The following is a 22,222-nucleotide window of genomic DNA, read 5'->3' as shown; positions in this document are numbered from 1 at the left end:
TGCGCATTTCTTAAACCGTCACGATCGCATCGTTGTTATACATGATATCCGCGTCCAGACCGGTAACGTCGACGATTCTCGCGATATCAAGAAAGTTCGCGCCGCCGCTCGCGCCGTTGGCATCCACGGAAACGATTGTGTCGTTGCCGACCTCGGTTAACTGCAGATAGTTATTGATATCGCCCTGAATCGGATGGCCGTCTATCCAGTTGGTCAACAGATCGCTGATGTCGATCGCATCGCCATTGGCGTAGGTGTAATCGTAAATCCGGTCGACGTCATTAAAGGCGCTGGCAGATTCAAACACGAAAACGTCTTTGCCCAGACCTCCATAGAGATAATCCAGACCGTCCCCGCCATAGATGACATCGTCAATCGCAATAGGCGCGCCGGGCACAAGTCCCGCCACAAGATCCGAGCGCTCCTGTATGTCCGCCTGCGAAAGGGCGGTGTTATACAGCGCGACATCCGAAATCCGTCCGTTGAAGAAATTGCTCAGCGAAGTATTGTCTGGCCCGTCATGATAGTAGTTGGCCTGGTTTTGCGCCCCGATCCCTATATCGCCGCTATGCGCATCCAGATCGGTCGCGGTGGCGCCCGTTCCGACAAGCGCCCCGTCCAGATAACCGCTTAAGGTCCCCGCGCCGGTCGTGTCCAGAACAATCGCCGCATGATAGGTCTGGCCGGACGTGATCGCGGCGCTGATCGTAAAGGGACCCCATTCCCCTGAATCGCGGGCATTGAAATAAATGCTGCCGCTATCAATATAAATCGTCAGAGCGTTGGTTCCGCCCCCTTCTTCAAACAGGACCTGCCGTCCCGCCGTCGTGTCGGCATTGAAAACAAGCTCGACCGTTCTTTGCGTTACAGCAGCCGTATTAATCAAAGCGCTGTCAGGAATGGAAATATAATCATTGGACCCGTCGAAATTCGCCGTGCCGTCGCCGCCGATGTACAGGTTGGCCGCATCCAGCGCAACCCCGTTTCGATAGGTTCCGTCAATACCGGACCCGCTCCCCAGATTGGTTGCCGTGGTTCCGGAAGTCTCGTTAAGCTGCCAGTATGCGACAGGCGCATCGGCCAGAATAATCGCGGAAAGAGATGAACCCGCCACCTGCGTGATCTGCCCGCTATCCGCGTAAATGATATCGGAACCGTCGCCGCCGCGCAGGATATCGCTGCCGTTTACAAAAATCGTTTCCGTATATGTGCCTTCTTCCAGCGCAATATAACCGACATTTTCCGTTGTATGGCCCGTTTCCGCGTCGGCGGATGTCTCTTCATCAATGTAGACCTGCGCCTGAGACGTCGAAAGGGATGCTCCGGCTGTATACGCTGCATCCGAACCATCCAGAACCTGCATATCCGCCAGAAATGCCGGCGTAGCGGAAAAGGTCCCGCCAAAATTAACCGCTGTGTTTGAATCCGTTACAACATCGCCCGTGGTTCCGACCAGCATGCCGCCAGCAACAGACCCGCCGGCTTCGATCGCGATCCACCCGATATCTTCCGTGGCGTGCGTATTCGCATTGGCGTCTTCTTCCTGCATTTGCACGGTAAACCCTGTAGACGTCACGCCGCTGTTCCTTGTCACGACCGCGCTCATTTCGTTGTCGGAGGAAACCTGCGAAAACACCACCGCATTGTTCAAGGAGGTGCCGAAAGAAATATTCGTGGAAGATTCATTCGTTGCCGTGGTCGTTCCCGCCGCGATGTTGAACCCGTTATCAAGCGTATGGGAGCCGCTGGCAACCGCAATCCAGGAGATGTTTTCCAGCGCGGTGCTGCCGTCCTGGTAATCAAATTCGTCCAGTTGAAACTGGAAACCCGTATCCGTGATGGAACGCACCCGAATGGTGAAAGGATCGCCCGTGACATCATTGCCGAACATTTTGACGACAGGATTTAAAATGGTGGCGGAGAAACTTACGCTGTGCCACTGGGCAGCGTTAAGCTGCGTTACGGATTCACTGCCTGCTTCCATGATAACGACGCTCGCTCCCGCAGAGTCGCCGTAAAGGACATCGTTCCCGGCGTCGCCGTTGATCGTATCGTCACCCAATCCCCCGTAGAGCGCGTCATTTCCTGTGCCGCCGTTGAGGATATCATTCCCGTCCATTCCCAAAAGGATATCGTTATCCGCATCGCCGTTCAGCGTGTCGTTTCCGTCAAAACCATAGAGAATGTCATCGCCGGATCCGCCGGAGAGTATGTCGGCGGCCCCATCGTCACCCATCAGGCCGGATTCCCATTCGATAACGTAGCCTTCCACATAATCCGTCCTTGCGCCGTCAATGTCTCCCCACTCGCCGCTGGTCCACATATATCCGTGGTTCTGGGTACTTCCGGAATCGTTGGGCTGTGTTGCATGCCAGTTTTCATACATGTTGTTCTGGGCCGAACCGCCGGTTCCTCCCTGCCAGAACTGCACGCCGGATTCGATCCCGGCATTCCAGACCCACTCGCCTTCCGTTCCGGTATCGTCCGCCGCCATCCAGACGATATCGTTGCCGCCCGGCCGGACCGTATCTGAAACATAAGTTTGTTCCGCCGCGGACGTCACGGTAACCAGATGGCCCGCCACACCGTTCAGAAGGGAAGCTTTTGCGACAGCGCTTGCCGTCGACCAGTTTACGAACCCGGCAACATATTGATAGAAACTGCCCGTTTCGTGGGAGTATGAGACATTCGGGTTTGCCTGAAGAATCGCGGACACTGCCGCGCTGTCGAGCCCGTGGCCATAGAGGCGATCATTGCCGGTCCCGCCGTCCATTGTATCCGCTCCGGCGCCGCCAATCAGGGAATCTATACCCGCGTCCCCGTTGATCGTATCGTCCCCGTCCCCGCCAGAAATCTTGTCGTCGTTATTGCCGCCGGAGAGGATATCCGCCCCCTCGTTTCCGAAAATTTCGTCGTCGCCATCCCCACCGTCTACGGTATCAACACCGGTCCCGCCCGTAATAAAGTCGTCTCCCGCGTCCCCGTTGATCGTATCGTCCCCGGAATCCCCATGCATTTGGTCATCATCGGCGCCGCCGTACATGACGTCGTTTCCGGCCTCGCCCAGAACCGTATCGTTCCCGGCGTCCCCATACAAAACATCGTCTCCGGTCCCGCCGATAACCCAGTCGTTCCCGTCTTCCCCGAAGAGAATGTCGTCGCCGTCGTCCCCTAAAAGGCCGTCGTCTCCGGTCCCGCCGTTGAGCATATCGTTGCCGGCGCCGCCGATCAGATAATCGGAATCCCCTTCACCATGAATGGAATCGTCGCCGTCCCCGCCAAACACCGTATCAAAGCCGGCGCCCGCAATAATGATGTCGTTGCCGTCTTCGCCAAAAATTGTGTCGTTGCCGGCCCCGCCGTTAATCGAATCGTCCGCGCCGACACCCCGGATACGGTCCGCGCCGTTTCCGCCATCGATGATATCCTCACCGGCGCCGCCCTGAAGATTTGTGTCGTCTCCGGCAGTCCCGTTAACCGTCGGCACCCCGAGGTCTCCCTGCGTGGGGGTCACGCGCCCGAAGAGATGATCCGTATTGGCAATATTCGCATTGGAGCTTTGATTGTATGTCAGGAAGACGGAACTCAGGTCGTCGCGGATGGACTGGCCGTTAACGCGCACATAATCAAGCGTTACGGAGCGCCCCGGCTCCCCCGACCCATCCAAAAACCTGATAGCCAGACTCGAAGGAAAAGAGCCGGTATAATCCAGCACGAAAGACAGAACGGTCGAGGCGCCGGTTACAACCCCGAAATCCTGAACCACCCCGCCAATCAAAATCTGTATCTGCGGCGCGTCTACCGCAAAAACAGAGCTGGCTTCTATATCCAGACGGAAAGTACTCACTTCTTAACCCTTCCCCTGTACGCCCATAAATCGGCAGGCATTAAGACACCTGCTCCTTATATTCCAGTGTACAATCATATGATTAATAAAATATTCATATAATTAACAAAAAATCCCGTAAGGATCTGATTTCCGGTGTTTGCTTTGCAAAAAACAGAAGATGCTGTACAAATTCAAGATAAATTCGAAACCCTGATCGTTTAAACAGAGACAGATGAAACAAAAAAAACATATAAAAAACAAACTGATAAAGATCGCCGCTCTTTCGGTGGCATTATGCCCCCTTCCCGTTAAAGGACAAAGTATCAATTGCATACAGCCGATGGTTTTTGGGGATATTGTGCCCTGCGGAACGGCGGGAACCGTAACGGTAAACCCGGACGGCTCGTCGGCCACGGGCGGATGCGTCACGGTAGGCGGTGCCCCCCAGGCCAACGCGCGCTGTGTCGTCACGCAGGGCTTTCCCTTCAGGCCTATTCAGGTGAGCGTGACCTCCCCGACTTTCACAATGAATAACGGGGGAGCGGGCGTGATGAACGTAAACGGGTTTAACCTGATTACGAACGGGGGCGGATATACCAAAACCGTAACAGCCCCTTTCGTGAACGTTCCCATCGGCGCAACGGCAAATGTCGGCGCAAACCAGGCTGCAGGCACGTATAGCGGCAGCTTTATTTTTTCCGCCGTGCTTCAGTAAGCCGGTTCTACGGCGCCCTCTGAATTAAATTTCCACCCTTTGTTCGTATTCGGGAATTTCAACGCGCCAGCCCAGATGCTCCTCAATTTTGAACTTCAGGGACGACGCCGCTTCCGGCTCGCCGTGCGTTAAAAAAACCTTCCCCGGCGGCTCGCGGAAATGGCCCAGCCAGTCCAGAATTTCCTGATAATCGGCATGGGCGGAAATATTATCCAGCATATCGATTTCAGCACGAACAGGAAACAACTGGCCATGGATTTTGATTTCGCTCTCGCCGTGGGCCAGCCTTGCCCCGCGCGTTCCCGCCGCCTGAAACCCGGCCAGCAGCACCGTGTTTCTCTCATCGCCGATGTAATGTTTCAGGTGGTGCAGGATGCGCCCTCCCGTTGCCATGCCGCTGGCGGAAATGACAATCACAGGCAGGCCGTTATTCCTGCTATAGATCGCCTTGGACTGTTCAACGGTTTGCGTGTAGATCACGCTGCCGCAAACATCCGCGCACGCCTCCCTTGACAGGCGGTGTTCCACCAGATGCTTTTGCAGGAGTTTTGTCGCGCTGATGGCCATCGGACTGTCAAGATAAACGGGGATGTCCGGAATGCGCTTTTCCTTTTTGAGCGCGTGGATATAGTACATCAGGCTCTGCGCCCGTCCGATGGCAAAAGCCGGAATGACAACGCTGCCGCCTCTGGCCGCCGTTTGACTGATAATGCCCTCCAGCTGGGTCAGAATATCCGTCTTTTCATGGCGCCGGTCCCCGTAGGTCGATTCAAGAATGAGGTAACCGGCCTCCTGAATCTGCGCCGGCGCCTTCATCACCGGGTCGTGCGGACGCCCCAGATCACCGGAAAAAACGATGGAGGTCTGCCCGTCGTCAATCCTGACGCAGGCCGCGCCCAGAATATGCCCCGCACGCGTGAGACGAAAAGACAGGAAATCGCTTAACCCATGCTCCTCGTCAAAAGAAACGGGCTTTAAATGCTCCAGCGCATTGAAGGCGTCTTCTTTCGTATAAAGCGGCAAGGCCGGTTTATGCCGCGTATAACCGTAACGGTTGGCCCGCCGGGCATCCTCTTCCTGCAAATGGGCGCTGTCGGGCAAAAGGATATCGCATAAATCCGCCGTCGCGGACGAACAATAAACAGGCCCCTTGAACCCGTTTTTGACAAGCAAAGGCAAATAACCGCTGTGGTCGATATGGGCGTGGGTCAGGATCACCGCATCAATATCCGCCGGGTTGACAGGCAGCTTTTCCCGGTTGCGCAAACGCAGGTTTTTCAACCCCTGAAAAAGACCGCAATCAATCAGAATTTTTCGATTATCGTCTTCCAGCAGATATTTGGAGCCGGTAACCGTTCCTGTCGCGCCTAAAAATGTCAGCTTCATAATATTCGAGATCCTTCAAAATGGCTTTCCCTGCCTTTAAAACGAGCGTATGAAATGTAGAATACCAGTATCCACCAGATATGCCAGAGCGCGCCATGATTAAAGACCCGGACTGTCACCTGCTGGAAGAAAGCCATAACGCTTACATGCCGGATTTGTGGCGTTCTTTCAAAATCTGGCGGGAGTTTCGAAAAGGATTTCACAAACTCCGCCACGTCAGGCATTGCGTGACGGTCTTTGGTTCCGCCCGTTTCGAAGAAGACAACCCCTATTATGAGATGGCCCAAAAAACAGCCTTCGAGCTTGGAAAGGCCGGGTTTTCCATCATGACCGGCGGCGGCGGCGGCATCATGGAAGCGGCCAACCGCGGGGCCAAAGAAGCAGGGGGCCTGTCCATAGGATGCAATATCAAACTGCCTCACGAACAAGCACAAAACCCTTATACCGATATCAATATCGAGTTTTATTATTTTTTCGTGCGCAAGGTCATGCTGCTGAAATATTCCTGCGCCTTCATTCTTTTTCCCGGCGGGTTCGGCACAATGGACGAAATATTTGAAACCGCAACATTGATCCAGACCGGTAAAATCTACGATTTTCCCGTGATCGCGATGGGCAGCGACTACTGGAAAACGCTCGGGCCTTTCCTGCGGGAGACGATGATTACGCACGGCACGATCGATGAAAAAGATCTCGATTTCGTCCGCATCACGGACGACCCGAAAGAAGTTCTCGACATGATCCGCGCCCGCAAGACGGGCCTGCATCTTTAAACACTTCCAACGGACCGGCTAACCTGGTCTAGCCTTCATTCCCTTGCATATTTCCGTCACGGCAAACAGCGGAACCGCAACCAGAATAATAACAACCCAATGCTCAACACCAAGCGGCACGGTCCCCAAAACTTCCCGCATAAACGGAACATAGACCGCTGAAATCTGCAAGGCAATCATAGCCGCAATGGCCAAAAGCATCCAGGGATTGGAAAACCAGCCAATGGTAGGCATCGTACTGCGCAGACTGCGAAAATTGAGCGTATGTATATTGGCCATCATGACAATGCCTGTAAAAACAACCGTATTGGCAAGAATATAGGACTGCGTTGCATAAACCTCATAAAGGATAAGAGACGCAATGCCGATATATGAGCCAAACAGGCCAAGCCGGGCGATAGCCCTTTTATCAAGAATATCCTGATTAAACGGGCGCGGCGGCTCCCGCATCAGGTTTCCCTCGGCTTTCTCGACACTGAGCGACAAGGCCGTAACGCTGTCGGTCACAAGATTGATCCAGAGAATCTGAACGGGCAGCAGGATAAGCGGACCGCCCATGAGAATATTCAGAAAGATCGCCAGCGTTTCCCCTATATTGGAAGATGTCAGATACTGGACAAATTTTTTGATATTCGCATACTGCCGGCGCCCTTCCTCAATAGCCTGCACGATCGAAGAAAAATTGTCGTCGGACAGGACAATATCGGCAGCCCCTTTGGCGACGTCCGTACCCCGAACCCCCATGGCAATGCCGATATCGGCCTGTTTCAAAGCCGGCGCATCGTTTACGCCGTCCCCCGTCATAGCCACGAGCTGGCCCTGAGCCTGAAGAAGCTGAACCAGACGGAATTTGTCTTCCGGCACCGTGCGGGCAAAAATCACGTCTTCTTCCAGCAAAACCATAGCCTCTTCATCCGAGAGCCGCGAAAGCTCGGAGCCTGCCACCGCTTTCTCCGCTTTTAAACCGATCTGCCGGCCAACCGCCAATGCTGTGTCGGGAGAATCCCCCGTAATCATAATGACCTTGATGCCCGCGCTGCGCGTCTTTTCTACTGCTTCCGCCACTTCCGCCCGCGGCGGATCAATAATGCCGGCCACCCCCAGAAAAACCAGATTGCTTTCCGCCGCGACCTCATCCGGCTGCGCCGAACTTTCCAAATTACGCTTTGCCAGCGCCAGCGTCCGCAACCCGTTTTGCGCAAAACGGGTATAAGCCGCTTCAATTTCCACGCGCATTTCATCGGTCATATCCTGCGCAACGCCATCTTTGAGCACTTTTGTTGACAGGGCCAGAAGCACCTCCGGCGCCCCCTTGACATGGACAACGTCCTGCCCGGCGCATTGCTCGACAACCGACATGCGCTTACGTATGGAGTTGAACGAAAACTCGCAAAAAATCCGGCTGTAATCGACGCTCTTCAAGCCTGCTTTTTCCGCCGCCACGATAAAGGCCGCTTCCGTCGGCGAACCGATAGCAGCCCATCCCCCGTCCTGCTGCACAATGCGCGCATGATTGCACTTCCCCCCCGTTTCAAGCAATGCTTTCAGATCCCTGTCTTCCAGAGGGTCTATCCGCCGTCCTTCGCGCGTAAAAATTCCCTCCGGCGCATAACCGGCGCCGCTGATATTGACCTCCCCGCTCGCCAGCCAGAGCGTCTGGATCGTCATTTCGTTTTTGGTCAGCGTCCCTGTCTTATCGGTGCATATGACGGACGTGGCCCCCAGCGTTTCGGCAGCCTGCAAATTCCTGAGCAGGGCCTTGCGACGGGCCATAATGCGCACGCCCAGCGCCAGCGTAATGGTCACAACCGCCGGCAACCCCTCCGGCACGGCCGCAACCGCAAGCGATACGCCGGCCAGAAACATCTGCAAAACGGGACGCCCACCAAACCAGCCGACAATCATGATGGCAACCGCAACCCCGATCGCCAGAAAGGCCAGCTGTTTCGCCAAGGCGCCCAGTTGACGTTTCAGGCGCGTTTCCGTTTCCTGAATTTTTCCCGTCAGCCCCGCGATGCGGCCGAATTCGGTATTCATCCCCGTAGCGACAACAACGCCCTGCCCGCGGCCGTTCACAACATGCGTACCCGTCCAGGCCATGCAGGTCCGCTCACTGATATCCTTGCTTTCATCCACCGGATGAATATCCTTGTCCACCGGCATGGACTCGCCCGTCAGGGTCGACTCGTCCGTTTTCAGATTGACGGCGTCAAACAAACGCAAATCCGCCGGAACGGAATTTCCGCTTTCCAGCAAGACAACATCCCCCGGCACCAAAAACCCTGCATCTATATCCTGAACATGTCCCTCGCGGATCACACGGCAACGAAGGGTGAGCATTTTCTTCAAATTTTTAAGCGCCGTTTCCGCCTTCCATTCCTGCGCGAACCCCAACAGCCCGTTCAAAAAAATAATGGCCAGAATAGCCAGAGAATCAATCACGTCATCTAGAAGGAAGGACAGCACCGCCGCGATAAAAAGGATCAGGATCAGAAAGTTCATGAACTGCCGAAAGAACACCTGATACCATGTAACGGATTCGCTCTCTGTCAGCCTGTTAGCGCCGCAGCGCTTCAGCCGCACGCCGGCTTCAGCCGCAGACACGCCTTCCCGGACACTCGTTTCCAGTGCCTCTTCTATATTTTTAACCGGGAGAGAATGCCACGCCTGCATAAAACGGTAATGTAGAGCAAACAGGAGTGAATGTCTTTTGTTTATCGGGATGATGCAAGGCGCTTCCGTTTTAACAATCATCCTGTCTTGACAGAATACTGATTTTATAGGAATACAATCCTTGCAAACGCCGTGACTCCGTCCGGCGTTTTTTTGTGCCCAAAACCAACTTTTAAAATTCCCGGGAACAATCATGAACATCAAACTCAACAAGCCGTTTGCGGCGAACTCCGCCGTGGACGAATTCGACGTGCGGCAAATCAAAAAGGCGCTCAACCGCCTCGGCTATTACCAGCCCTATGAGAAAACAGGCATTACGGGCATTCCCGATGCGGCTGTTTTTGAAGCTTTAAAAGCTTTCCAGAAGGATCAGGGCTTGCGGCCTACCGGAACGGCTCGGCCGGGCAATGAAACCGTTACAAAACCTGGTAGCGAAGCGAAGATGAATGGTGGGCCCGGCTGGATTTGAACCCCGCCGCGAAGCACGCCAGAGGCGTGCGTGCGGCACTTATAAATTGCGCTGGTTCACTTCATCGCACCTGCGACAAAGCTTCTAAAGATAAGCATATTGCGGTAAATGGTGGGCCCGGCTGGATTTGAACCAGCGACCGATCCGTTATGAGCGGAGCGCTCTAACCAACTGAGCTACAGGCCCTTATTCAGGAACCATTTATATGCCTCATCGCGGCGCCCCTGTCCAGATATTCAAAAAACTGGCGCTTCATGGAAAAAAGGGATATTTATGGAGGATCAAAAAGCAAGGAGACAACCATGAAACTCACCGGATTGATGTTATTCATACTCGTCATGATACCCTTTCAAAACGCACAGGCGCAGGATTTGCTTGTCCCTGCCGCCATGCAGCGCTGCACCGCAGATGCGGATTGCACCCTCTTTCCCGCCTCATGCGGCGATCCTTGCACCCGGACACCGGTCAATAAAAACAACATGGACTTGCTGGAGCGTTTAAAATCAAATCGTTGCGGCGAAAAAAGCGCCCAATGCCAAAACCCGGAAGATTTTGAAACCGCCTGTCTCGGCGGGCGTTGCACTGCAGTCCCCGCCTACAAGCCCGGCGCTTATCCGGCAGCGGAATCCCCGGTTCCCTACCAGAGCGACAATGATTATACCGATGTGAACGACAGGGACGGGAATTTCAGCGCCTATAACATGCCGGCCGATGTTATCCATCAGAACGTCATGGGGCAGTACAACTTTCCACAATAAGGCCTCTCAATAAGCTCTCTGATGTGCCGATAGCGCCGCTGCCGGCACGGAAGATCATGTATCCAGAAAACTGCGAAGCTTCCGGCTTCGGCTGGGGTGTTTGAGTTTGCGCAGCGCCTTGGCCTCGATCTGACGGATACGCTCGCGCGTGACGTTGAATTGCTGCCCGACTTCCTCCAGCGTGTGGTCCGTATTCATCCCGATCCCGAACCGCATCCGGAGAACGCGCTCCTCCCGCGGCGTAAGGGACGCCAGGACGCGGGTCGTCGTCTCCCGCAGGTTCGAATGGATCGCGCTTTCCACAGGCAAAATCGCATTTTTGTCTTCTATAAAGTCCCCCAGGGAAGAATCCTCCTCATCCCCGATAGGTGTCTCTAGAGATACCGGTTCTTTGGCGATCTTTAAAACCTTGCGAACCTTGTCCAGCGGCATGTGCAGCCGAAGAGAAAGCTCTTCCGGTGTGGGTTCCCGGCCGATTTCATGCATCATCTGCCGGGAGGTGCGCACCAGCTTGTTAATGGTTTCAATCATATGCACCGGAATCCGGATGGTGCGGGCCTGATCGGCGATGGAGCGCGTAATGGCCTGACGAATCCACCAGGTGGCATAGGTCGAAAACTTATAACCGCGGCGATATTCGAATTTGTCCACCGCCTTCATCAGGCCGATATTTCCTTCCTGAATAAGATCCAGAAATTGCAGGCCGCGATTGGTATATTTTTTGGCAATCGAGATAACAAGCCGGAGGTTGGCCTCCACCATTTCTTTTTTGGCGCGGGCCGCTTCCTTTTCGCCTTTCTGGACGGTCGAGACAATCCGGCGGAATTCCTTGATCGGCAAACCGGATTCCTCCGCGACAGCCGAAATCTGCTCGCGAATGCCTTCAATTTTTTCCTTGTTTTTATCCGCGAATTTTTCCCACGCCTTGCTTTTCTTTCTAACATGGACCAGCCAGCGCGGATCCATCTCGGCGCCGTAATATTCTTCCAGAAAATCCTCGCGCTTGACCTTGCAATCCACCGCCATGCGAAGGAGCTTTCCTTCCAGCCCGACCAGTTCCCGGTTGATGTTGTACAAAGCGCTCACAAGCTGTTCATTACGGGCATTGTTCAGGTGAACCTCATCCATCGCCTGAACCATTTCCTCTTTGATCTTCGTGTATTTTTTGTTAACGGCGTCGGAAGGCTCTTTCCCTTTTACAATGGCTTCCAGACGCTCTTCCCTGACCGCCTGAAGTTTTTTGTAAATCCGCTTGATCTTCGCAAACATCTTAAAAACTTTTGGCTTGATTTCTTCTTCCATCGCAGCCAGGGAAATATTCTCGGCTTCGTCGTCGCTGTCGCCGTGATCCCCCCCCTCTTCATCGGAGGACTCGTCATCATCGTCATTCGACCCGGATGAAGACGAACTTTCTCCCATATTCGAACTATCAGCCGTGACAACCTTCTTGCCGTAGGTCGTATCAAGGTCAATAACCTCCCGCAGCAGAATATCTCCCTTTTGAAGCGCCTCGTACCAGGCGATAATGGATTCAATCGCCAGGGGGCTTTCGCAAATCCCGCCGATCATCAATTCTTTTCCGGCCTCTATCCGTTTGGCAATCGCGATTTCGCCTTCGCGGGACAAAAGCTCCACGGTCCCCATTTCGCGCAAGTACATCCGCACAGGGTCGTCGGTACGACCCGTATCATCCGCAGAAATGTTTCCGCCGGCCTGGTAATCGCCGCCGATTTCATCCTCGTCCTCATCCTCGTCTTCGTCATCTCCCTCGTCACTCTCCGAAATCTGAACGCCCACATCGGACAGCATGGACATGGCATCCTCGATCTGCTCCGAAGAAAATTCTTCGGCAGGAAGCGCTTTATTCAGTTCGTCATATGTCAGGCTTCCGCTCTTCTTTCCTTTGGCGACAAGTTTTTTGAGGATTTGGGCCAGGGTTTCTTTCTGGACTTCCTCCGAAGAAGAATCGTCCTGTTCTTCCGCCTTTTCCTTTACCGGCGACGGTTTGGCCTTGGAAGAAGATCTGGGAGAAGACTTTGGCGTTTTCTTTGGCTCAACCTTTTGCCCCGACTCTTTTTTAGATTTTGTCGCCGCTTTTTTCACTGTTTTAGATACCTTTTTGGTTTCTTTCTTAGCTTTGGTTTCTTTTTTTGCAGGTTTTTTAACCGCTTTAGCAGGCTTTTTAACCACTTTTTTTGTCTTCGCTACCATTCTTTTCAACCTTGCCACATCGATTCGCCGGATTTGATGAGTTAAACAGGATTTCCCTTAAAAATCAAAGGAGTCTGATGTGTTTTTACCCGTCAGAAACCTTGCGCAAAGGATGGAGGGCCATAATCCTGTCCTCGTTCTCAGGGCTTAAATCCTCAACCAGCCTTGTCCCGGCGGATTTAAACTCTTCTCTCTCGCGGCCTTTCTCAATTTCGGCCAGCGCTTCCTTGAAATCGGCGAAAACACGCCCCTCTTCGGTCGAAGGCCGCGCAAAGGCCGCATGTGTATAAATCGCCTCGGACAAAACGCGCTTTAAGTCCCCTTCACATCCTTCCGACAAAAGGACTTTCTTTAACCCTTCCGTATCCAGCTTTGGATCGTGAGCCAGTGTTGATAGAACAGTGCGATGCAGGCGGTCAAGCCCTTTATCTCCCATCCGAAGCGCTGAAAACGGCTCTTCAATCTCTTCGAAAATATAAGGATGATTGATACAGGCTGCCAAAAGGACGTCCGGCGTCAGCCGTTCCCTTGAATAGGCAGGACGGCGCATCCCCGGCATCGCCCCCTTTTTTTCGCCCTGCCGGACAGTATAGGGCTTTTTATGGCCGGCCGCAGGCTTATACCCGAAAGCCTCCCGAATTTTTTCACGAAACGCCTGACGGTAGTAGTGCTGGACATCACGGTCCTGAATGCGCCCGGCCTCGTTTTCCAGCGTTCTGGACAGCCCCGCGCGCGATTCGGGCGTGTTGAAAGACCGCCCCTGCGTGTGATGCAGCCAGAAAAAGTCAGCCAGAGACATCGCGGACTCAAGAACCGCCTGGAAAGCCCTTGCCCCCTGCCCCGTAATCAGCGTATCGGGATCTTCCCCTTCGGGGAGAAAGGCAATGCGGGCGCTATGGCTCGGCTTTAAAAGGGGGAGCAGCCGGTCCGCCGCGCGGGCCGCCGCGCTACGGCCCGCTTTATCCCCGTCAAAACAAAGAACGGGCACCTTTTCCTCCGCCGGGATCATCCGCCATGCGAGTAAAATCTGGTCTTCCGTCAATGCCGTGCCCAAAGGCGCCACCGCCCCCCGAAACCCGGCGCGGCAACACGCCATCACATCCAGATACCCCTCCACAACCAAGAGGGGCTGGCCGTCCTGCGCCGCCTGCGCGGCTTGCGAGGCCCCGTAAAGCATCCGCCCCTTATCAAATAAAGGCGTATCGCCGGAATTCATATATTTGGCCGGGACGTAATCTCCCCGATCCGGCGCCCGCAGATGGTCCGGCAAAATCCGCCCGCCAAACGCCACGACGCGGCCCCGGCGGTCCGTGACAGGAAACATGATGCGCTCCCGGAAAAAGGCGTAAGGCGCGCGCCCGTCCTTTCCGGGACGTAAAACACCTGCCTCGATCATTTGCGCATCGCTATAGCCCTGAGCTGTTAAATACTGCCGCAAAGCCTGGCCATCGGAAGGCGCAAACCCGACCCGAAAAGCGCGCAACGCTTCTTCCGACACCCCGCGCTGAATAATATAATCATAGGCGCTGCGGTAAGGGAGGGAACGCAGTTGCTCCTCCATCCAGCTTGTCGCCTCCTCCAGCAAGGCATGAATGTCCTTTTGCTTTTTGGCCCGGGCAACCTCCTGCGGAGAAGCCTGCGGCACCTGCATCCCCGCCTGCGCGGCCAGCGCTTCCACCGCTTCAATAAAGGATAGATTCTCCATCTGCATGGCGAAATCAATGACCGAGCCGTGCGCCCCGCACCCGAAGCAGTGATAAAACTGCTTATCGTCATTCACCGTGAAAGACGCCGTTTTTTCGTTATGGAACGGGCAGCAGGCTTTGAACTCCCGCCCGGCGCGGGTCAAAGAGACTTTCTGCCCGATAATCTCGGACAGCGTGAGCCGGCTGCGCAGCTCATCCAGAAAACGCGGAGGAATCGTCATAACTCCGGATGCTAAAGGATTAGGGAATTAATGACCAGAAAATTGACCTGTCCAAAGATCTGAATTTTGTTTTTTCATAACTTTTTTCGCGGGAATACGTTTACTGAAAGGACCTCGTAAATGCAGGAATCATCACGGGTCCTTTACCTGCCCTATGCCAGTTTCTGTTTCACCGCGCCGCCGGCCTTGCCCATGTCGATCTGTCCGGCATAGCGGTTTTTCAGCTCCGCCATCACCTTGCCCATATCCTTGATATCGCCGGCGCCTGTTTCGGCAATCAGATCTTCAATCACTTTACCCACTTCCTCATCGCTCAGTTGCGCAGGCAAAAATGTCTGAATAACCCTGATTTCGTCCCTTTCGCGCTGCGCCAGATCCTCGCGCCCGGCACCGGCGTAAGTTTCAGACGATTCCTGACGCTGCTTGATCATGGATTGAAGCATGGACAAAATTTCAGAATCGGAAACGCCTTCGGCATTGCCCTGTCCGCGCGCGGAAATATCCCGGTCCTTGAGCGCCGCCAGAATCAAACGGATGGTCGATAAAGCAACCTGATCCTTGGCTTTCAGCGCTTCCTTCAGCGCAGAATTAAAATCTTCTCTTTTACTCACGTCTTTTCCCTCTCTTTTTCTTTTTTTTCTTCCGTTTTATGGCGGAAATCTGTATTAAATCATCTTCCAGTGGATGTGACTCACTGGAAAGATTTTGAATGCCTGATATTTCTACCTCCAAGCCCCCCAAAAACGCAAGCGCTGTCATTGTTTTAGCCGATGGAACCGTCCTCTGGGGACAGGGAATCGGGGCGCAAACCGACGCAGCGGGCGAGATTTGCTTCAACACCTCCATGACAGGCTATCAGGAAATCCTGACCGATCCGTCTTACGCCGGACAGATTATCACCTTTACTTTTCCGCATATCGGCAATGTCGGCACGAATGAAGAGGATATCGAAAGCCTTAAACCCGCAGCGCGCGGCGCGATTTTGCGCCAGCCGATCACAGATGAGGAATGCTGGCGCGCCGCCTCCCATTTCAACGACTGGCTGATCGCGCATCACCTGCCGGGCATTTGCGGCGTGGATACGCGGGCCCTCACCCGCCGGATTCGCGACGGCGGAGCCCCCATCGGCGTCGTCTGCCACAGCGCAGACGGAAATTTCGACCTCGAAGCCCTGCACGAACAGGCAAAAAACTTTGCCGGACTGGAAGGAATGGATCTGGCCAAAGAGGTCACGTGTTCTAAAAACTACGAATGGGACGAAACGCAGTGGGCGCTCGGCGAAGGATATGGACGCCAGCGCGCGCCGGCTTTCCATGTCGTAGCGATGGATTTTGGCATAAAACGCAACATCCTGCGCTGTCTGGCCTCGACAGGCTGCAAGGTCACGGTCGTTCCGGCAAACACGAACGCAGCCGACATTATCGCCCTGAAGCCGGACGGCGTGTTTCTTTCGAACGGCCCCGGCGATCCGGCCGCAACCGGGAAATACGCGGTGCCCACCATTCAAAAACTGATGGAAGAAAACCTTCCCATCTTCGGCATTTGCCTGGGACATCAGATGCTCGCCCTTGCCCTTGGGGGACAAACGGAAAAGATGCATCTAGGGCATCGCGGCGCCAACCATCCGGTCAAGGATTTGCAAACCGGAAAAGTGGAAATCACCAGCCAGAATCACGGGTTCAAAGTCATTCCCGAGTCCCTGCCTGAAAACGTGGAAGTCTCGCATGTGAGCCTGTTTGACGGCTCCAATGAAGGGCTCCGGGTAAAAAACAAACCCGTCTTCAGCGTCCAGTACCACCCCGAAGCCTCCCCCGGCCCGCAGGACAGCCATTACTTATTTGAAAGATTTGCAGAGAATATGAGAAAGGGAACCCGTTCGAGATGACCACGCAAAAAACGCTGCCGTATCTTTTTGCTTTTACGCTTTTTTTATCTGCCGCCCTGCTTTTCTCCGTCCAGCCCATGCTCGGGAAAATGATGCTGCCCCATGTCGGAGGGGCCCCGTCAGGGTGGGTTGTGGCGATGTTTTTTTTCCAGACCTGCCTTCTTGCCGGATACGGGCTGGCCTACCTGTTTTCAAAATTGCCGCCTTTTCTGAATATACTGACGGTTTTAATCCTGTTCATACCGGGCGCGCTTTTCCTTCCCATTTCATATCATGGCGGCATAACCGATTCCATTTCTCCCGCCTCTGTTTTTGTCCAGCTAACTTTTTCGGCGGCGGTGCCGTTCATGACCTTGTCAACCCTCGCCCCGGGTCTGCAGCGCCTGTTCTCCTTCAGCAAGCATGCCACGGCAGGCGACCCTTATTATCTTTATGCCGCCAGCAATCTCGGAAGCTTCGTGGGGCTTCTCGCCTACCCTGCCCTGCTCGAACCCCTGATCGGGCTGGAAATGCAAAGCCATATCTGGATGCTGCTTTATGCCCTTCTCGCCTTTAGCGTAGGACTGTGCGGACTGGCCGTCTTCAAAAAGGCCAGAAATCTCATCAGCCTAAAAATCCGGGACAGGGCCGTCAAAACGGAGACTCATCTGGAAACCCATCAGGACAGCAAGCCCCTCACATGGAAACGCCGTTTCTTCTGGCTTATCCTGGCGGCTCTTCCCTCCAGCCTGATGCTTGGCGTTACAACGGAAATCACAACGGATATCGCCTCGGTGCCCATGATATGGGTGATTCCTCTGGGGCTGTATTTGCTGACAAACATTATCGCGTTTTCACGCCGCAGGACGATTAATCTGAAACTTCTTTCCGCGCTTCATATGCTGGGCATCGCGCTCATCACGTTTCATATCACGATGAAGCTCGACTTTTCCTACTCGCTCCTGATGTCTGTGCTGGTAACCGTTTTATACCTGAGCGTCTTTACCTTGACCGCCCTGATATTGCACAGCCGTCTGGCGAATGACCGCCCCGAAACGAACAGGCTGACCGAATTTTACCTGATCCTTGCCCTGGGCGGCGCCATGGGCGGCGGGTTCAACGCGTTCATCGCCCCGGTGATATTTAACAATGTTTATGAATTCCAGGCTGTGCTGCTCCTGTCTCTTATTTTAAACCCCGCTTTTCACGAGAAGACTCCGCCGGCTCTTTCAAGGATGTTAAAAGTGATCGTTGCGCTTGCGCTCCTTTGCGTTGCGCTCACCTTTTTGACACAGACCGTTTTCGTCTACATCGCACTGGTTTTACTCATTTTCTTCGCCACGATTCACGCCAGAACGCTCTTTCTGGTCTGCGCGCTGGTGCTGACATCGCTGTCCCTTCATAACAGCGAATATCTCCATATAGGCCGCAACTTTTTCGGCGTGACCAAAGTGTATGAGGGCTACCTTGATAAAGCCGAAACAACCCCGGTGCTTAAATTTATGCACGGCACGACCCTGCACGGCTTTCAGGCGAAGGATAAAGCCGTCGCCCACAATCCGACAGGCTACTACAGCACAAAAGGGCCGGTCGGGGACGTCCTTGCCATTACAAACCCCAAAGACATCGCCGTGCTGGGCCTTGGGACCGGGCAACTCGCCTGCCAGAGAAAAAAAGGAAGAGACTTTACCTTCTATGACATCGACCCGCAGGTAATTGAAATAGCCACCTCCTATTTCTCCCACCTTGAAGAATGCGGCTACAAGGAAATTATCGAAGGCGACGCCCGTCTTGAGCTTATGAAACAAGACAAAATCTATGACGCGATTTTTGTCGATACCTTTAGTTCCGATTCCATTCCCGTACATATAATAACGAAAGAGGCCGTGGATCTTTATTTCTCCCGGCTCAAGGAAGGCGGGGCTATCACAATCCATATTACAAACCGCCACCTCGACCTGAGAACTCCGCTGGCGGCCACCGCGAAAAAGGAAGGCTATTTCTACCGCTTCAAAAGATACGACAAACAAACGGAAAATCCTTACGACCTGTCTTCCTCATGGGTTGTCCTGACCAGAAACAGGGAAATCGTGCGCCGGCTCGACCAAAGAGGATGGGAAGGCATGGACACGGATTCACGCCCCTGGACGGACGATTACAGCAACCTGCTGTCGACCCTGAAAATCCTGAACCCGGCAAAAGAGAAACGCGATTAAACGGATATAAAATATGCCCAAACGTACCGACATCAAAAGCATCTGCATCATTGGCGCAGGCCCGATTATTATCGGGCAGGCGTGCGAGTTCGATTATTCGGGCACGCAGGCCTGTAAAGCGCTGAAGGAAGAGGGCTACCGGATCGTTCTGGTGAACTCCAACCCGGCCACGATCATGACGGACCCGGAGCTGGCGGACGCCACCTATGTCGAACCCATCACGCCGGAGATTGTCGCCAAAATACTGGAAAAGGAAAAGCCGGACGCCCTCCTGCCCACCATGGGCGGGCAAACGGCACTGAACACCGCGCTGGCTTTGGCCGAAAACGGGACGCTGGACCGGCTCGGCGTGGAGCTGATCGGCGCCAACAGGGACGCCATCGCCAAAGCCGAAGACCGCGACCTGTTCAAAAAATGCATGGACGAACTGGGCCTTGAAAGCGCCAGATCCGCCCTGGCGCACAACATGAACGAAGCCCGGGAAGCTCTTGAAACCATTGGGCTTCCCGCGATCATCCGTCCCGCCTTTACACTCGGCGGCACCGGGGGCGGCATCGCCTACAACAAAGACCAGTACGAACAAATCACCGCCGAAGGACTGGACGCCTCCCCGATCTCCCAGATTCTTGTCGAGGAATCCCTTCTGGGGTGGAAAGAATTTGAAATGGAGGTCGTGCGGGACAAAAACGATAACTGCATCATCGTCTGTTCCATCGAAAATGTGGACCCGATGGGCGTGCACACCGGCGATTCCGTCACCGTCGCCCCGGCCCTCACCTTGACAGACAAGGAATACCAGATCATGCGCAACGCCTCGATCGCGGTCTTGCGCGGAATCGGCGTGGAAACCGGCGGCTCCAACGTTCAGTTCGCGCTTAACCCCACAGACGGCCGCCTGATCGTCATCGAAATGAACCCGCGCGTGTCGCGCTCGTCCGCGCTGGCGTCCAAAGCCACCGGCTTTCCGATTGCCAAAGTCGCCGCCAAGCTGGCCGTCGGCTACACGCTGGACGAACTCGGCAACGATATCACCGGCGGACGCACGCCCGCCTCCTTTGAGCCCACGATTGATTACGTGGTCACCAAAGTCCCGCGCTTTAATTTCGATAAATTCAAGGGCACGGAAAAACGCCTGACCACCGCCATGAAATCCGTCGGCGAAGTCATGGCCATCGGCCGCTCTTTCGAAGAATCCGTGCAAAAAGCCCTGCGCTCCATGGAAGAAGGGCTGAGCGGTTTTGACGACATGGAAACAGGCAAGCACCCGGATCAGGTCCGCGCCTCTTTGTCCATCCCCGCACCGCACCGCATCCTTTATGTGGCCCACGCCCTGCGCTTTGGCATGAGCGTGGACGAAATTTACGATGCCTGCAAAATAGACAAATGGTTCCTCAAACGCATTGAGAACATCACAAACCACGAAAAAACAATTCAGGCCAACGGGTTGCCGATCGATGCTGAAGGATGGCAGCAGGTAAAACAGGCGGGATTTTCAGACGCCCGCCTGGCCGCCTTGGTTGGCGTCGAGGAAAAAGCCGTCACAAAAGCCCGCCTGAAACACAAAGTCCGCCCGGTCTTCAAGCGCGTCGACAGTTGCGCGGCGGAAATCCCGTCCGAAACGCCCTATATGTACAGCTGCTACGAAAGCAGCAATGAAAGCGAATGCGCCCCCACCGACAAAAAGAAAGTCCTCATCCTTGGTGGAGGCCCCAACCGGATCGGACAGGGAATCGAGTTCGACTATTGCTGCGTCCATGCCTGCTATGCCCTGCAGGAAGCCGGGTACGAGACCATCATGGTCAACTGCAATCCCGAAACGGTTTCCACGGACTATGACACCGCCGACCGCCTCTATTTTGAGCCCCTGACGGCAGAGGATGTCATCGAAATCATCCGCGCCGAAGAACAAAACGGCAAGGTCCACGGCGTCATCGTCCAACTTGGCGGACAGACCCCGCTGAAGCTTTGTCACGATCTCCAGAAAGCGGGCGTCCCCATCCTTGGAACGGACCCGGATGCCATCGATCTGGCGGAAGACCGGGAGAGATTCCAGAAATTCCTGAAAAAACTGAAACTCCGGCAGCCGGATAACGGGCTTGCCCGCTCCGAAGAAGAAGCTTACGAAATCGCCGAAGGAATAGGATTCCCGCTGGTCATCCGTCCGTCTTACGTTCTGGGCGGTCAGGGCATGGAAATCGTCCAGACGCTGGAAGAGATGAAAAAATACATGTCGCGGGCCGTGAAAGCCTCCGGCAAAAACCCCGTCCTGCTGGACCGTTATCTCAAAGGCGCGCTGGAAATCGACGTGGACTGCATCGCGGACGGAAAAAACGTCTATATCGCCGGGATCATGGAACATATCGAGGAAGCGGGCGTCCATTCCGGCGACTCGGCCTGCGTCCTGCCGCCGCACTCCCTGCCCTTTAAAACGGTGCGGGAACTGGAAAAACAAACGGTTAAAATGGCCAAAGCCCTGAAAGTCAAAGGCCTGATGAACGTCCAGTTCGCGCTCAAGCGGAACCGGCAAACCGGCGAATACGATATCTTCATTCTGGAAGTCAATCCGCGCGCCTCGCGCACCGTTCCCTTCGTCGCCAAGGCCACAGGCGTGCAGGTCGCCAAAATCGCCGCCCGCATCATGGCGGGGGAAAAGCTTTCCGACTTCGCGGACCGGCTCACCGGCATGGCGGTCGATCATACCGCCGTCAAAGCCCCCGTCTTCCCCTTCGGGCGTTTCCCCGGCACAGACACCATTCTGGGCCCGGAAATGAAATCCACCGGCGAAGTGATGGGGCTGGACGGTGACGTGGCCCAGGCTTTCGCCAAGTCGCAACTGGCGGCCGGCACCGTTTTGCCTGTGGAAGGAAAGGTCTTCCTGTCCGTCAAAGACAGCGACAAGCAGAATCTTGTGCCGATCGCGCGCGAACTGGTCGAAATCGGGTTCAGTATCGTGGCCACGGGCGGCACCTGTTCCCATCTTCAGGCGGCGGGACTGGACGTTACGCGCATCAACAAGGTCATGGAGGGCCACCCCCATATTGTGGACGCCATCATTAACGGCGAAATCGATTTCATGATCAACACGACCAAGGGCCCGCAGGCCATGGCGGACAGTTTCAGCATCCGGCGCACCGCCCTTAGCCACAAAATCCCCTATTACACGCTGCTCACGGCGGCACGGGCGGGCGTGCAGGCCATCCGTTCCATGAAAAACCGCCCCATGGACGTGCGGCCTTTGCAGGATTATTTCCTGGAAGAGGCGTCAGAAATCGAAGACGAAAAAGACGAAGCCGCGTAAGCGCTTCTGGAACATTCTGAACTCAGGCCGGGTTACAACCCATTTTGTCATCCTGAGCCGAAGGCGAAGGATCCCGGCGTTTCCCGGAGATTCTTCGCTGCGC

At 54.7% G+C, this 22,222-nt stretch carries 13 protein-coding genes and 1 tRNA gene; 7 read left to right on the top strand and 7 right to left on the bottom strand.

The genetic code is table 11. The features are described 5' to 3' along the window. Positions 1 to 10: 10 nt before the first annotated feature. Positions 11 to 3,847 (bottom strand): type I secretion C-terminal target domain-containing protein, encoded by a 3,837-nt coding sequence (locus H6853_05800; protein ID USO03057.1) that lies wholly within the window; start codon positions 3,845 to 3,847, stop codon positions 11 to 13. A gap of 214 nt (positions 3,848 to 4,061) precedes the next feature. Here H6853_05800 and H6853_05795 point away from each other — a divergent pair, with 214 nt between their 5' ends. Next, positions 4,062 to 4,544: a DUF4402 domain-containing protein gene (locus tag H6853_05795; GenBank protein ID USO03056.1), complete on the top strand. Its 483-nt coding sequence runs from the start codon at positions 4,062 to 4,064 to the stop codon at positions 4,542 to 4,544. A gap of 24 nt (positions 4,545 to 4,568) precedes the next feature. On the opposite strand, the gene H6853_05790 is transcribed toward H6853_05795, so the two are convergent. Continuing rightward, a complete protein-coding gene (locus tag H6853_05790; protein USO03055.1) occupies positions 4,569 to 5,930 on the bottom strand; it encodes an MBL fold metallo-hydrolase in 1,362 nt (453 codons plus the stop codon). A gap of 80 nt (positions 5,931 to 6,010) precedes the next feature. On the opposite strand from H6853_05790, the gene H6853_05785 reads away from it, so the two are divergent. Further along, entirely contained in the window at positions 6,011 to 6,703 is a 693-nt protein-coding gene (locus H6853_05785; protein ID USO03054.1) for a TIGR00730 family Rossman fold protein, read from the top strand. Positions 6,704 to 6,721: 18 nt separating this feature from the next. Here the strand turns inward: H6853_05785 and H6853_05780 are convergent, their stop codons facing one another. Continuing rightward, complete coding sequence (locus tag H6853_05780; protein USO04616.1) at positions 6,722 to 9,376, bottom strand: HAD-IC family P-type ATPase; 2,655 nt, start codon at positions 9,374 to 9,376, stop codon at positions 6,722 to 6,724. 193 nt (positions 9,377 to 9,569) lie between these two features. On the opposite strand from H6853_05780, the gene H6853_05775 reads away from it, so the two are divergent. After that, on the top strand, positions 9,570 to 9,845 hold the full coding sequence (locus tag H6853_05775; protein ID USO03053.1) for a peptidoglycan-binding protein: 276 nt from the start codon (positions 9,570 to 9,572) through the stop codon (positions 9,843 to 9,845). 109 nt (positions 9,846 to 9,954) lie between these two features. Here H6853_05775 and H6853_05770 read toward each other — a convergent pair. Then, a tRNA-Ile gene (locus tag H6853_05770) sits at positions 9,955 to 10,031 on the bottom strand. Positions 10,032 to 10,147: 116 nt separating this feature from the next. On the opposite strand from H6853_05770, the gene H6853_05765 reads away from it, so the two are divergent. Beyond that, positions 10,148 to 10,603 carry a hypothetical protein gene (locus tag H6853_05765; GenBank protein USO03052.1) on the top strand — a complete coding sequence of 152 codons (456 nt, stop codon included), beginning with the start codon at positions 10,148 to 10,150 and terminating at the stop codon, positions 10,601 to 10,603. Positions 10,604 to 10,657: 54 nt separating this feature from the next. On the opposite strand, the gene rpoD is transcribed toward H6853_05765, so the two are convergent. From rpoD to H6853_05750, 3 genes are all read right to left on the bottom strand, one after another. Beyond that, positions 10,658 to 12,814 (bottom strand): RNA polymerase sigma factor RpoD, encoded by a 2,157-nt coding sequence (gene rpoD / locus H6853_05760; GenBank protein ID USO03051.1) that lies wholly within the window; start codon positions 12,812 to 12,814, stop codon positions 10,658 to 10,660. 85 nt (positions 12,815 to 12,899) lie between these two features. Next, positions 12,900 to 14,741 (bottom strand): DNA primase, encoded by a 1,842-nt coding sequence (locus H6853_05755; GenBank protein ID USO03050.1) that lies wholly within the window; start codon positions 14,739 to 14,741, stop codon positions 12,900 to 12,902. Positions 14,742 to 14,893: 152 nt separating this feature from the next. Next, entirely contained in the window at positions 14,894 to 15,352 is a 459-nt protein-coding gene (locus H6853_05750) for a GatB/YqeY domain-containing protein (protein USO03049.1), read from the bottom strand. 98 nt (positions 15,353 to 15,450) lie between these two features. Here H6853_05750 and carA point away from each other — a divergent pair, with 98 nt between their 5' ends. From carA to carB, 3 genes are read left to right on the top strand one after another with little or no spacing between them, the layout of a single operon-like run. Then, a complete protein-coding gene (gene carA, locus H6853_05745) occupies positions 15,451 to 16,626 on the top strand; it encodes a glutamine-hydrolyzing carbamoyl-phosphate synthase small subunit (protein USO03048.1) in 1,176 nt (391 codons plus the stop codon). Continuing rightward, on the top strand, positions 16,623 to 18,821 hold the full coding sequence (locus tag H6853_05740) for a fused MFS/spermidine synthase (GenBank protein ID USO03047.1): 2,199 nt from the start codon (positions 16,623 to 16,625) through the stop codon (positions 18,819 to 18,821). The genes carA and H6853_05740 overlap by 4 nt, the downstream gene beginning before the upstream one ends. Positions 18,822 to 18,834: 13 nt before the next feature. After that, complete coding sequence (gene carB, locus H6853_05735) at positions 18,835 to 22,119, top strand: carbamoyl-phosphate synthase large subunit (GenBank protein ID USO03046.1); 3,285 nt, start codon at positions 18,835 to 18,837, stop codon at positions 22,117 to 22,119. Positions 22,120 to 22,222 lie beyond the last annotated feature (103 nt).

The sequence above is a fragment of the Rhodospirillales bacterium genome, from assembly GCA_023898765.1.
Taxonomy (GTDB): domain Bacteria; phylum Pseudomonadota; class Alphaproteobacteria; order Micavibrionales; family Micavibrionaceae.
The sequence above is the reverse complement of the archived record's forward strand: the minus strand, read 5'-3'. Positions and strand labels throughout refer to the sequence as shown.